We start from the raw sequence: 13,140 nt of genomic DNA, 5'->3' as shown, positions 1-13,140 counted from the left end.
GTTGGCGTAAAGGAATTAAAGCAGACGATGCAAAAGGCAACAGAGAAAACAGATAACCGTGCAGTGCTGGCAAAAGCGCTAACAGAGCTGAAACGATTGCAGGCGCGGGTTAAAGAGTTGGAGGCGGCTCAAACCCGTGAACCCATCGCGATAATCGGCATGAGCTGCCGATTTCCAGGTGGTGTGACCACCCCTGAGCGGCTGTGGGAGTACCTGCGCGGCGGTAACAACGCTGTACAGGAGGTGCCGTCAGACCGTTGGGATCTGGATGCTTTTTACGATCCCATACCCGGTAAACCCGGCAAGATGTACACCCGTCGTGGTTACTTTATTGATGAAATCGCAGGGTTTGACCGCGATTTTTTCAACGTCGGCCCCGCTGAAGCCAATGCCATGGACCCGCAGCACCGCTTGCTGTTGGAAACCTGTTGGGAGGCGCTGGAATACGCCGGGCTGTCGCCGACCGCGTTGCGCGGCAGTAACACTGGTATGTTCCTGGGCGCAATGAACAGCGACTACGCCCATTACAGCGTGCAGGATCTGAATGCGATTAGTATGTACACCGCCATTACCAACGGCAACGGCATCGCCGCTGGGCGCCTGGCGCACAACTTCGGCTTTCAAGGTCCGGCTATCGCTGTGGATACGCTCTGTTCGTCTTCGCTGGTCAGTGTTCATCTTGCGATGCGTAGCCTCCAGAATCAGGAGTGCGACCTGGCGCTTGCGGGCGGCATCAACCTGCTGGTCACTCCAAGTATGTTCGTCGCCACCTGCGCCGCGAGCATGCTGTCAACAGATGGCCTGTGCAAAACGTTCGACGAATCCGCCGATGGCTATGCCCGGGGCGAAGGGGTGGGCGTGATCGCCCTCAAGCGGCTTTCCGATGCGCAGCGCGATAACGACTCGATTCTCGCCGTATTGCGCGGCGGTGCGGTTAATCAGGACGGCCCCAGCAGTGCGTTGCCGGTACCCAATGGCAAGGCGCAGGAAAAGGTGATTCGCGCGGCGCTGAAAGATGCCGGGGTAAATCCCGCAGATATTGGTTACATCGAAGCCCATGGCACTGGAACGGCCCTCGGTGACCCACTTGAAATTGAGGCATTGAATCAGGTTTTTGGCGCCGACCGTACCGCCGGGCAACCGTTGTGGTTGGGCTCGATCAAGACCAACTATGGGCACACTGAGGGTGCCGCCGGAATCGCCGGGTTGCTCAAAGTGATTTTGGCGTTAAAACACGGCGAGATTCCCCCCCACCTTAATTTTTCGTCGCCCAGCACGAAAGTCGCCTGGGATTCACTGCCGATTAAGGTGGTGACCGAGCCGACACGCTGGTCGGAAGATACACCGCGCATCGCCGGTGTCAGTGCATTTGGTATTGGCGGCACAAACGCTCACATGGTGGTGGAAGCTCCGGCCAGTATCGATCCCGACGCAACCCAGCCTTGCGTGTCTGCATTAACGCTGTCTGCCAAGAGCCCGGAAGCGCTAAAAGCGATGGTTGATTCTTATGCCGACTACCTCGCCAGCGACGCGGTGGACATCGCAAACGCCTGTTACACCAGCAACATTAGCCGGGCTTCACTGGCCTCACGCTTGAGCGTTTACGGGGAAAATCCCGCCGAGTTGCTGGCTAAGTTACAGGCAATAAGCGTCGGAGATTTGCCCTTTGTTGCGCACGACAGTACCGCGAGCAACAGTCGACTGGCGTATCTGTTCAGTGGTCAGGGTTCGCAGTACCCCGGCATGGGCCGAACGCTATACGAGAGTCAGCCCGTGTTCCGTTCGGCCATCGACCGTTGTGAAGAACTGTTGCGCGAGCAGCTCGAAGTCTCGCTCACAGCGGTTTTATGGGGTGAACACAGCGACAAATTAAACCAGACGCAATACACCCAGCCGGCACTGTTTGCGCTGGAATATGCCCTTGCGGAAATGTGGAGTGCCTGGGGTATCAAACCAACGCTCGTTATGGGTCATAGTGTGGGCGAATATGTGGCGGCGTGTTATGCCGGGCTCTTTTCGCTGGCAGACGGTCTGCGGTTAATTGCTGCGCGCGGCCGTTTGATGGCCGAGCTATGCGCGCCTGGAGTCATGTCGGTGTGGTTCTGCGATGCTGCACAGGTGAAAGCCTTAGTGAAAGAATTGGGGCTTGAGCAACAATTGGCTATTGCGGCGTTTAATTCGCCGGAGAACACGGCGCTTTCCGGGGAACCCGACGCCATGGGAACCATCCTGGCGGTGGCCGAGGAGCGTGATATTGCCTGTCGTTCACTGGATGTTTCGCATGCCTTTCACTCCAAAATGCTGGAGCCAATGCTGGACGCGTTTCAGGCCGTTGCCGAGAGCGTGACTTACAAAAAACCGCGGCTGCGTATTATCTCCAACGTTACCGGACAACCCGCCGGAGAGGAACTGGGCAACGCCCTCTACTGGGTGCGTCACACGCGCAGTGCCGTGAAGTTCGAAAAGGGATTGCGTGCGTTGCAGGCCAACAATGTTAACGTGTTTCTGGAAGTGGGGCCTGGAACTGGGCTGCTCTCCATCGGCAAGTCCTGCCTCACAGAGGCATCGCTTAATTGGCTTTCATCGTTGCACAGTAAACAGCCCGATAAGCCCCAATACATTGAGACTGCCAGCCGAGCGTGGGAGCTTGGTCTACCGGTCGATTGGGCGGCCTTGCATCAGGGGCGTCGCTATCACAAAACAGTCTTGCCTTTTTATCCCTTCCAACGACATCACCACTGGCTTGAAAACGCCGTGCTCCATTCAACACCTGCTGTGCTAGAAACAACTGCGCAAGGTGAGTCAGTAAATACGAATTCGTCAGCAATCAAAGCCAGCACAACGACAGAGCGGCCAACGGCCCAGCCATTATCGGATGTCGTGGTTTCTATTGTTTCTGCAGTACGTGGTATTCCTCCACAACAAATTAAACCAGAGCACCATTTTCAAATGGATTTGGGTTACGACTCGATGATGATTATGGAGCTGAAATCCAAGCTGGAAGTCGCGCTGAACAGCGAGGAAAAAATTCCTATAAAGGAAATCATGATGGTCACCACAGTAGACAAGCTAATCGAATTTGCCCAAGCCCGAGTGGCGACATAATCGCCTGGGGTTTTCGAGGGCCTTTGTTGAAAGGCCATTTTTAGAAAAGGATTATTTTTAGCGGATTGTTATATGAAAAACGTGAAATTGGTGAGCGTAGGAACTTTTTTACCTGGACAGCCTATCGGCAACGACAAAATTCAGGAGCGCTTTTCGGTAAATGCCGAATGGATCGAATTGGCCATTGGCAATCGCAGCCGACACTTGGTTATGGATCTGGATACAGGGGAGATCAATTACACCCTGGCGGATATCTGCAATATGGCAGCCTTCAATGCCATTAATAAGGCCGGGGTGGATGTGGACGATATCGATTTTATCGTTATGGGTACCGCAACGCCGGACAGCCTCATGCCGGCCACCGTTAACATGGTCGCTGAAAAACTGGGTATTAATAACGTCGCTACCTATCAGGTGCAATCGGGTTGCGCTGGCGCCATGCAAGCCATTGATATGGCGACCAAATTTTTGCGTCTGGGTGAGTACAACACCGGGTTGGTAATTGGTGGTGATGTGTGCGCGAAGTATATCGATATAGAGCGGGATTTCAGTCAGCTGAGTTCATCTGAGTTGATCAACTACGCACTGTTTGGCGATGGGGCTGGGGCTGCCGTACTGAGCAGTGACGAGCAAGTGAGCGGCGCCAATATTGTGGCGACATTGAATCGCTGCGAAGGGCTCTATCGTCAGCCGGGCCAGGAGCTTAACTGGCTGGGATCGCGTCTGCGTGATGTCGAAAATGTACAGCCATTGAAAGAAGACTATAAAGCGATTGAAGAACAAGTGCCGGTAATGGCCAAAGAAGTCATGATGGAAATTATCACCAACGCCGGTTGGAATATGGAACATGTAAACCATTTTATGACGCCGCAGTTAGCAGGGCATATGACTGACAAAATTATTCAGCTGATGGAAGTGGATCCAGCGAAAGCAGTGAATTGTGTGGCGGATACAGGGAATAACGGCAACGCCTTACCTTTCCTACAACTGGAAATGCTGATGGATAGAATCACCGACGGCGAAAAGGCGATTGGCGTGGCCATTGAGTCTTCCAAGTGGATCAAGGGCGGTATTGCCCTCCAGGCTTGATCCTGGGTTATTAACTCGCTTGAGTATCTTTTGCCAATGAGAAATAGTTGATGGAAAACCTGCAACGCTTGCGTGAAATACGCAGCCTTAAAAAAAATCTGACTGACCCCGCAAATGCCGAGGCGATTGTTAAACACCTGCGCGAAATCGATGAAGTGGCAAGCATGGCCAAAGCGGGGTTTTCCTTGCAATCGGTTAGCCTGGATCAGTGGAATGCCAATGGACGAAATTTTGTAAAGCCTGTGCGTATTGGCATCGTCAGCAATTTTATGTGCGGCGAAATTGAAAATTATCTGCGTTTTAATCTTACGCGAGAGTGTATCTGCCCGGAGTTTTATCTGGGTGATTTCGATCAATATATATTTGAGCTGATGAACGAAAACAGTGAGTTGCAGCAGTTTAATCCAGCGCTCACTGTATGCCTGTTGGATGAGCATGTTGTAACTGACCGGCTGAGTGACGAATGGTTTATCGACGAAATGGAGGCAAAGCTCACCGAGGTTAGCACATCTCTGTGCGAGTTGTTTTCGCGCTATGCGTCCCGCAGTTCTAGCGTATTGGTATTAAACACGATTCCTTTAGCCGCGCTGACTTACCAGGGCATTATCGACTATCGCTCCAAAGCGCGGCTCAGCCGCGCCTGGCGTGAATTTAACAACCAATTACTGGATCTGGCTGCGGCACATAAAAATATTGTCGTTCTCGATACCGAGCTTTTTCAACAAAACAGCAGCGTAAAATTGCGCGATGTACGTATGGCATCTTACGCAAAAATGTATATGGATGAGACCTTGCTGGCAGAAATCGCCGCTGAAATTCGCAAGGTGGTTCAATCTATTGTTGGAAAGACCAAAAAATGCCTCGTGCTCGACTGCGATAACACGCTGTGGGGCGGGGTGATTGGCGATGATGGCCTGGAAGGTATTGTATTGGGCGACTCGCCCGAAGGTGAAGCGTTTGTTGCTTTTCACCGGACGATTAAGCGCCTGGCGAAACAGGGCGTAATTCTGGCAATTAACAGTAAAAACGACAAGGTCAATACTGACAAAGTCTTTGACAGCCATCCAGATTCTGTTTTACGGCAGGACGATTTTGTTACGCAAAGTGTTAACTGGGACCCAAAGCACGAAAACCTCAAAACCATCGCTGCACAAATCAACATCGGTACCGATCACCTGGTATTTGTCGATGACAGTGAATTCGAGTGCAATCTGGTGAAGGGTATGCTGCCCGAAGTACACGTGATCAATCTGGCTGGCGAAGCGTCAGAATTTGTCGAAGCCCTGCTGGCCGGAGGCTGGTTCAACACCCTGGAACTCACCAGCGAGGATTTTCAGCGGGCCAGCCAATACAAATCACAAGTCGCGCGCGAGGATTTTCGCGCGGCCTATGATTCCTACGAGGATTACTTGCGGGAGCTGGAAATTTCCGTTGAGTTGTTTGTGCCGGATGAGATCGCGCTGCCCCGTATTGCTCAGCTTACTCAGCGCACCAATCAATTTAATCTGACCACTTGGCGGCTCTCCGAATCCGAGGTGCAAGTCATGATGGCCGATCACAATTGGCTGGTGTTAGGGATTCGCGCGGCAGATCGCTTCGGCGACAACGGTATTGTTGGCGCGATGTTTATTCAACGCAGTCAACAGGCAGACGGCAGCCTGGCCTTTATCGTGAAAAATGTGCTGTTGAGTTGTCGCGTATTTTCCCGCGGTATAGAAACAAGTGCCCTGCGTGAAGTTTTGCTGCTGGCAAGGGAAGAGGGCGCCAGCAAAGTCTACGGGGAATACATTCCCTCAGCAAAAAACGGCAAGTTCGAACATTTTTTTGAGACACATGGGTTTGAGGCCGTCGACAAAAATACTAATGATACGACCACCTATGTCCATCCATTGCGGGACCTGCCGGAAGCGGTAAGTTGGATCGCCATAAAATCACACACTACGGAGACAGAAAATGTCTATGCATGACCAGTTGGCGGCTCTGATTGAGTCTTTGTTGGATATCGATATGGAGGAGTTGACGGCTGATTCTCATTTTAAGGATCTACCGGGTTGGGATTCTGTCAATGCCATGCGCCTGATTGCGCACATAGAGACGGAATTTGCTATCAAGCTACCAATCAAGGAATACCTTAAAGCCGAAACTCTGGCGGATGTTCAAACACTGATCGCAAGAGCGGCGTAATTATATGAGTCGTGTTGCTGCTTTCCCTCGTCATCGACGACATACCTATTATTTTTTAGAAAAAGCGCGTGAAAATGCCCCGGTATTACTTGATACCGACGTTGATATGTCTGCAATTCGCGAGCAGCGGGAACACGCCAAAAGGGATGGACTAAATACCAGTTATATCAGCTACATAATTAAAGTGATTTCTGCGGTGTTGGTTAAATATCCACAGGCAAATGCCTCGGTAAAACCTTCCTTTATTCCCACAATCATGCAGTACGATCGAGTGGTGGCCAAATTTACGTTGGACAAAAGTTACGGTAACCAGGCTATGGTACTTTCGGCTTTGGTCAATGATAGCGACAAAAAATCTATCGCCGAGATTCAACAGGATATTGATCACTACAAAAGCGCAGATTATGAAGAATCTGAAGCGTTCGCAACTGTACGCAAGCTCAACGGTTTTCCCTTTTGGTTAGGGCGCCGTTTATATGGATTTGTGTTAAATAAACTGGCCAAGCGCCAGCAAATACAGGGCTCGTTTACTGTAACCTCGCTGGGGCACAGTCGCGTTAATGGGTTCTTTCCCATTAGTTCTACCACGCTGGCGTTCGGCGTGGGTGCAATCAATGATTCCGCAGTGGTTGTAAACGGGGAAGTCGTTATTCGTCCGATGCTGCGTTTAAATATGGTGTTCGATCATCGTGTAATAGATGGTGCGATGGCTGCGGCTATTCTTAGTGATGTTAGCGCGGGTATCGAGCACTACGGAGAGTAGTCTGTCGCAGTTGGTGGGCGATTAACAATACGTCGGAAGGCTTTAGCAACCGCGCGATAAGCGACCGGCCTCGAATATAAATGTGCTTTTGAGGAAGACGAGAATGAATGAAGTAATGGAGAAATCTGTTTGTATCGCCGGTGCAGGCCCTGGCGGAGCGCTATTGGGGTTGCTGCTCGCCCGTGCGGGTATTGATGTTGTTGTGTTGGAAAAGTCCAAAGATTTTGAGCGGGAATTTCGCGGCGAGTCCCTGTCGCCCGATGCGCGTAAATTATTGGAAGAGATCGGGCTTAAGGATTACATGGAAGAGCACGGCTATTTGGAATCTCGCTACCTGGGGCTCTATGAGAACAACGAACGCCTGATGCGCATGGATCTTGGCGAGGTGGACAAGGATAATCACGCAATTATTGAGTTTCCCCAGCCGGTGTTATTGAGCGCACTCATTAACGAGGCAAAGAAATTCCCCAACTATGACATTCGAATGGGAGTTTCCGCCAAAGAGTTAATAAAAGAAGATGGCAAAATTGTTGGTGTCGAAGTGGGTAACACCGAACAGAGCTATACCATTCGCACAAAGCTAGTTGTTGCCGCAGACGGGCGCTATTCCCGATTACGTAAAATGTCGGGGCTTAGCGCAAACATCGAGCCGGTATCCCGCGATGTATCCTGGTTTATGATTCCCCGTCCGGCGAACTGGGACCCGGAAATAAAGGTGAAGCTCAAAGGGGATCGTCACATGATTCTGCTGCCTACCTATCCGGACAAGATTCGTGCAGGCATTAATATTCCAAAAGGCAAGTACAAGGAATTCCGCAACCAGGGAATTGAGAATCTCTATAATTTTGTTGAAGAACTCGAACCCGCGCTGGGCAGTGTGGTGCGCGAATCAGTTAAAGACTGGAGCGAATTGGCACTGCTGGATATTTTCACCGCTGAAGTTCCCCAGTGGTCACTTGACGGTTTTGTGCTGATGGGTGACTCCGCCCATACCATTACACCGATTATGGGGCAGGGCATAAAACACGCCCTTTTTGATGCGCGCAAACTCAGTGGTGTGGTTATTGAGTGTCTGAAGAATAACCCCGACACGGTAATCGATCACCATCACTTCCTGGAGTATCAGACCGAACGCAAAAAATCGGTTACCGAAACGCTGCGTTTCCAAAAACGCCAGGAGCGCATGTTTTTGCTGAGTGGTCGTGCGAAAGCGCTTGGGCGCCGCACTTTTTACCGAATCCTCAATTCTCTCTCATTTGCCAAACAGCGGATAATGAAAAAAATCTACTATGGCGGTATTGAAGCGATCTAGCGTGTTTTAAGTGAGGCGTATTTGTGAATTATTTACAAGAACTGCAGGAACTGGTGGCGCTACACGCTCGAGCGCAAAATATGGATATGGGGCGCTGCCGCAAAATTCTGGCAAGGATTAACAGCGTTGATCAGCTGGGTGCAGGCGGTTGGGGGAGCGAGTGGCAGTGCGAAGGCGATAGTGACGTTGCGGCGGGAAAATTCGAAAGCGCGTTCCAGTATTATAATTTAGCCCGTTTCCCATACCCGGTTAACGAAGATATGTACGCCTCACACGAAAAGTGTGTAACCACGTTTATGTCCTGGGCAACAAAGAAGGGCCTAGAGCTAAAGCGTTTAAGCATACGTATCGACAGCGTCGACATACCGTTTTACTTCAGCTCAGCCGGAAAAAATAAGCCGCTTCTCTTAGTTATGGGCGGCATTGTATCTATCAAAGAACAATGGCAGGCGTTTTTATGGGCGGCAAAAAAACTAGGCGTATCGGTTTTGGTTGCGGAGATGCCTGGCGTTGGTGAAAACAAACTGGTCTACGACCGCAGCGCCTACGATTTTATTTCCGAGCTGATCGATGCCGTGCAGGACGAAGCCGACGTTTCACATACGCATATTGTTGCCATGAGTTTCAGCGGTAATCTGGCATTGCGACAAGCCATGGACGATAGCCGCATTCGTGCCATCACCACCGTAGGCGCACCGGTGCATCAGTTTTTTACCGATGCACAATGGTGGCAACAGGTTCCGCTCACCACAAAGCGTACCCTGGCACACCTTTGCAAGGTGGATGAAAGTGAAGTATTTGCGTATATCTCGCGTTTCGCGATAGAGGGCGAAGAACTCGCGGCATTAAAAATTCCGGTTTATTACGTGCGCAGTGTGAAAGACGAAATTATTCCACCGGGCGAAAAGGCAATGCTTGTTAACAATCTTGCCTCACTGAGCTTGCGCGAGTATCAGGATGTACATGGTTCCCCGAATCACATGAGTGATTTGCAAAAATATGTCCCGTTTACCGTGCTCAAAGAGGCGGGTACAAACAAAGTCGCGCAAACAATGCTGAATGTCTTGCTCGCGCTGGGTGGCATGAAACGCGCGGTAGGAGTGTGACGGATGAGTGCTGAAGTTAAGCCCAGTAACAGCCAGCGCTGGTTGCCCCGTGTGGGGTCGAACCCAGACGCTGAGTTACGTCTGTTTTGTCTTTCCTACGCTGGTGGTGGTGCCTCCGTATATTACCCTTGGAGACACGTCGTCCCGGATCTGGTGGAAGTGTGCCCGGTACAACTGCCTGGGCGCGAGGAGCGGGTAGACGAGCCGTGCATCAGTGAGTTTGATCAGGTCATTGAAATACTCGCACCGGTAATGGGCGAACATCTCGACATACCCTATATGATTTACGGTCACAGTATGGGCGCAGGGTTGGCATTTGAGCTGTCTCACCGTTTGTTAAACGACTATGACAAACCGCCAAGTCACCTGTTTGTTGGCGCCCATCGTAGTCCTACTCAACCCTATGGGTATCCGTCGGTGAAATCCACCTCTGAGGACGTTGTATTGGATGTTCTGTCGGGCTTCGAGGGTATGCCCGAAGCCATACTTAAAAACCGGGAATTGCTGGATCTGTTTCTGCCTATTCTACGCTCAGATTTACTTGTGTGTGAAACCTACCGCTATCGAGAACGCACGCCACTTGCGTGCCCTATTACTTTGTTTACGGGAAGGGACGACAAAAATGTCACGTCACAAGAACTGGTGGGCTGGGGTGATCAAACAACCGGTCCTTTTGTTCATCAGGAGTTAGAGGCCGGTCATTTCTTTTTGAAGAGCCATCAGAAGGAATTACTTGAATTGGTGGGTGTAAACCTGGCGGGCGCGTTGGAAAACAGCGTTGAACACGCGTAATAGCGTTCTCAGAGCCCGGATAAACATTTACCGTATTATTTTCGCAATGCGAATAAAGTAACTTAAGGAATCACTGGGTTAATCACAGATTCCTTAACAACAATGGGGAAGTACAAGCATGGCGAAAGAAGTCGCTAGTGAGATCGATATAGAGGCATCGGCAGAAAGCGTTTGGCAGGAGTTAATCAATTTTTCTGCGTATCCTTCCTGGAATCCCTTCGTAAAATCTATTGAAGGAACACCTGGCAAAGGCAACAAATTGTCAATATTGGTGTGCCCGCCGAATAACAAGGGAATGCGTTTTAAACCGGTGGTGCGCGAGTATGAAGAAAATCGAAAATTAGCCTGGCTGGGTCATGTGTTATTTCCGGGTATTTTCGACGGCGCGCACAGTTTTGAATTGGTGCCTCTTAGCGAAAATAAAACGCGTTTTGTGCAAAGAGAAACATTTTCGGGTGTGTTGCTGCCTATGTTCTGGTCAAAATTAAGCACTGATACTCATCAGGGGTTTGTACAAATGAATCAGGCACTTAAGTCCCGTTGCGAAAGTAAATAATATGTCAACTTCTACGATTCAGCAGCAGCGCTCCGGCAAAAAAACTGCTGCACGCGCACTACTTTCGGCGACGGTGATCGGCACACTGTTTTTGTGCTGGGCCACATTTGTAAACTGGCAACACGGAACGCACGCGGCAATCCTTGCAGGAATGGGGCAGGGCGGCGTTTCATTTGTAATGAGTATGAGCATGGCATTCATGCTGGAGTTCCTCTTCTTTCTACCTTCCAACAAACTGGTCCGAATACCATTTGCTGTAGTAGTAACCATGCTTGTTGTAACGGCTCTTACAACACTGGTTCACCTCATAATCGGTACGCCAGAAATTATTAAAACCATGGTCCTGCCAATTTTGATGGGCATTGGCTACACAACACTCTATTGTCTCCGCCTTAGCCGCATGTATGCGGGCACTTCAACGGCTGATTAATTTGTCGGTTGGCGGTTCGAATTTACGAAATTTTTTCACTGTCATGGGCGTACGCACCTTTGTTGATATGCTGGCTTCGGCCTTGGCTCAAGGGATAAAGCTACGAGATACAGCCAATAAATTTGTAAATTTTTTTATTCAGGAAGTGATGCGCATCCTCGGTATTCCAGAGCGCGTTGCCAGCGACAATCCAAACCAAGTTTTTTCGTTTTTTGCTCAATACCTTGTTGCAGCGTTTGAATGAGTGGGCTTAGAGTGCTGTGCGTGGCATTGAGAGCTAAACTTGATGGCAAGCAAATGATTATTTGGCGATAGCGATAGGTATCAAGAACTCTTTCAGATTTCTTTCAAACAACGCCAGTCCGGCTGGATATTCCTCTAGCATGTCTTTAATTAAGAAATAGAATGGATTGGCCCTACGCAGATCAAACTAGAGTCTATACCGTATGCGCGGGGCGTCTAGCTCTCCTCGTTCCCACGTTCTAGCGTGGGAATGCATACCCAACCCAACAACACTACAAAGGAAGTAAAAACAATGCGCAGAAGCCTCTACACAACAAACTCCCCGCAGCAAGCCTAGGTCGTAACCCTAACGGTGCTGAACGAGTCCCCTGTGTTCACAAACCCAGAAACCGTCAGCAATCTGCTGGAACTTTATATTCCCTCGCGGGAACGAGTGAATTACATCTACCCTGGTTGCCAGTCACCGCTGCTCTCCAGTCAGCTTAAAGAAAACCGCACTCATTTCACCCGCATCCCCAAACGCCCTGAGGCTAAATCCGACGTTGAATGCTCATTCAGTTAGATCTGAAATTAGATCTTTCTATCATGCCGACCATGTCTAACATGCAATACGCTTACTGTTTCACCCTCAATCACGTATAAAACACGATAATCCCCAATGACTAAGTGGCGAATACCTTTCTGAATATCGAGATCTTCAGGAGCTGTTGGGCAGCGCTCAGCCAATTCATCCAGCTTTTCGATTGCCTCAATGATTCTCAAATACCAGCTAACAGCATTTTGTGGCGACTCCTGCTCGATCTGCGCGTAGCGTCTGGCAAGGTCTTTTTCAGCCGTTGGCTTGATGTCTATGCGGTATTTTTTCAACGGTTAATCCCGTTTTTTGCCTCAAATTCTTTGGTGAATTGATCGAGCGGTCTCCCTTCTTCAGTCAATGCTTGCCTGATGTTCTGGATGCTTTCCGCGTATTCAGCTAGGGCAGCCATACGCTCATAGGTCTCCGCATCCTGTACCACAACAGCAGCTTTGCCATTAACGGTGAGGATTTCGGGGCGCTTACTCTCCATGAGTCGCTTGATGTGTTCTGCGGGTTTCCGGCTAAAATCGGTGACGGTGTGTATATCTGAGCTATTAAACACTGCGATGCCTCCAAAACAGAGAATAAACATATTATTATCTGTTTACACTGGTTCAGTTTTTTTTTCAAGAGGAAGTTTGCTAGCGCCACCGGAAGTTGCGAACTTTGTGAATATTGAGAAGTGCTGGGTGAGGAGGATAGTCATGCGATGTTGACTGAAAGGAACTAAATGCTGGTATCGATGCTGGCATCCTATAAAAGCCAAAAATAAAAAACTCATTTAAATCAAAATTATAGCCAGCTTATTTAAGGTAAATCCTAGACCTGCCATCCTAAACTTTGATAGCAATCCCCAGCACGGCCCTAAAATTCTATTTCGTGGTAATCCAGCCGGACTCATCCAGACTGCTCCTTTGGACGCGTCTCTTTTTTTGGTAATGAAGCCGCCAAAGTTTGCGCATGAGCCCAGCCCAACCCTCGGA

The 13,140-nt window shown here is 49.9% G+C and carries 14 protein-coding genes; 12 read left to right on the top strand and 2 right to left on the bottom strand.

The genetic code is table 11. From position 1 onward, the window contains the following. The first annotated feature begins 27 nt into the window (after nucleotides 1-27). The 12 genes from TERTU_RS10500 to TERTU_RS21785 all read left to right on the top strand — a co-directional run bounded on the left by TERTU_RS10500 (nucleotide 28) and on the right by TERTU_RS21785 (nucleotide 12,142). Nucleotides 28-3,105 (top strand): type I polyketide synthase, encoded by a 3,078-nt coding sequence (locus TERTU_RS10500; protein WP_015817075.1) that lies wholly within the window; start codon nucleotides 28-30, stop codon nucleotides 3,103-3,105. Nucleotides 3,106-3,177: 72 nt separating this feature from the next. Continuing rightward, complete coding sequence (locus TERTU_RS10495) at nucleotides 3,178-4,194, top strand: 3-oxoacyl-ACP synthase III family protein (protein ID WP_015818781.1); 1,017 nt, start codon at nucleotides 3,178-3,180, stop codon at nucleotides 4,192-4,194. Nucleotides 4,195-4,244: 50 nt separating this feature from the next. Further along, nucleotides 4,245-6,161, top strand: coding sequence for an HAD-IIIC family phosphatase (locus tag TERTU_RS10490; RefSeq protein WP_015818332.1), 1,917 nt, complete (start codon nucleotides 4,245-4,247; stop codon nucleotides 6,159-6,161). Continuing rightward, a complete protein-coding gene (locus TERTU_RS10485) occupies nucleotides 6,148-6,378 on the top strand; it encodes an acyl carrier protein (protein ID WP_015819568.1) in 231 nt (76 codons plus the stop codon). The genes TERTU_RS10490 and TERTU_RS10485 overlap by 14 nt, the downstream gene beginning before the upstream one ends. A 4-nt stretch (nucleotides 6,379-6,382) precedes the next feature. Continuing rightward, a complete protein-coding gene (locus TERTU_RS10480; RefSeq protein ID WP_015818873.1) occupies nucleotides 6,383-7,141 on the top strand; it encodes a 2-oxo acid dehydrogenase subunit E2 in 759 nt (252 codons plus the stop codon). 103 nt (nucleotides 7,142-7,244) lie between these two features. Beyond that, the gene (locus TERTU_RS10475; protein WP_015820581.1) at nucleotides 7,245-8,453 is read left to right on the top strand and encodes an FAD-dependent oxidoreductase; all 1,209 of its coding nucleotides are present in this window, start codon (nucleotides 7,245-7,247) and stop codon (nucleotides 8,451-8,453) included. A gap of 23 nt (nucleotides 8,454-8,476) precedes the next feature. Next, nucleotides 8,477-9,559: an alpha/beta fold hydrolase gene (locus TERTU_RS10470; RefSeq protein ID WP_015817893.1), complete on the top strand. Its 1,083-nt coding sequence runs from the start codon at nucleotides 8,477-8,479 to the stop codon at nucleotides 9,557-9,559. Between the two features lie 3 nt (nucleotides 9,560-9,562). Beyond that, nucleotides 9,563-10,351: a thioesterase II family protein gene (locus TERTU_RS10465; RefSeq protein ID WP_015819654.1), complete on the top strand. Its 789-nt coding sequence runs from the start codon at nucleotides 9,563-9,565 to the stop codon at nucleotides 10,349-10,351. Nucleotides 10,352-10,469: 118 nt separating this feature from the next. Then, nucleotides 10,470-10,907 (top strand): SRPBCC domain-containing protein, encoded by a 438-nt coding sequence (locus TERTU_RS10460; protein WP_015818251.1) that lies wholly within the window; start codon nucleotides 10,470-10,472, stop codon nucleotides 10,905-10,907. A gap of 1 nt (nucleotide 10,908) precedes the next feature. Continuing rightward, nucleotides 10,909-11,337 carry a hypothetical protein gene (locus tag TERTU_RS10455; RefSeq protein ID WP_015818972.1) on the top strand — a complete coding sequence of 143 codons (429 nt, stop codon included), beginning with the start codon at nucleotides 10,909-10,911 and terminating at the stop codon, nucleotides 11,335-11,337. Beyond that, nucleotides 11,312-11,581 (top strand): ABC transporter substrate-binding protein, encoded by a 270-nt coding sequence (locus TERTU_RS10450; RefSeq protein WP_228378135.1) that lies wholly within the window; start codon nucleotides 11,312-11,314, stop codon nucleotides 11,579-11,581. The genes TERTU_RS10455 and TERTU_RS10450 overlap by 26 nt, the downstream gene beginning before the upstream one ends. Nucleotides 11,582-11,950: 369 nt before the next feature. Next, nucleotides 11,951-12,142 (top strand): hypothetical protein, encoded by a 192-nt coding sequence (locus TERTU_RS21785; RefSeq protein WP_015820121.1) that lies wholly within the window; start codon nucleotides 11,951-11,953, stop codon nucleotides 12,140-12,142. Between the two features lie 8 nt (nucleotides 12,143-12,150). On the opposite strand, the gene TERTU_RS10445 is transcribed toward TERTU_RS21785, so the two are convergent. Both TERTU_RS10445 and TERTU_RS10440 read right to left on the bottom strand, forming a co-directional pair. Further along, the gene (locus TERTU_RS10445) at nucleotides 12,151-12,447 is read right to left on the bottom strand and encodes a type II toxin-antitoxin system RelE/ParE family toxin (RefSeq protein WP_015820558.1); all 297 of its coding nucleotides are present in this window, start codon (nucleotides 12,445-12,447) and stop codon (nucleotides 12,151-12,153) included. Then, nucleotides 12,444-12,719 carry a type II toxin-antitoxin system Phd/YefM family antitoxin gene (locus tag TERTU_RS10440; RefSeq protein WP_015817090.1) on the bottom strand — a complete coding sequence of 92 codons (276 nt, stop codon included), beginning with the start codon at nucleotides 12,717-12,719 and terminating at the stop codon, nucleotides 12,444-12,446. Before TERTU_RS10440 ends, TERTU_RS10445 begins: the two co-directional genes overlap by 4 nt. Between the last annotated feature and the right edge of the window lie 421 nt (nucleotides 12,720-13,140).

It is taken from the genome of Teredinibacter turnerae T7901 (assembly GCF_000023025.1).
Classification (GTDB): domain Bacteria; phylum Pseudomonadota; class Gammaproteobacteria; order Pseudomonadales; family Cellvibrionaceae; genus Teredinibacter; species Teredinibacter turnerae_B.
Note: the sequence above shows the minus strand (reverse complement) of the source record. Positions and strands in the feature narration are given on the sequence as shown.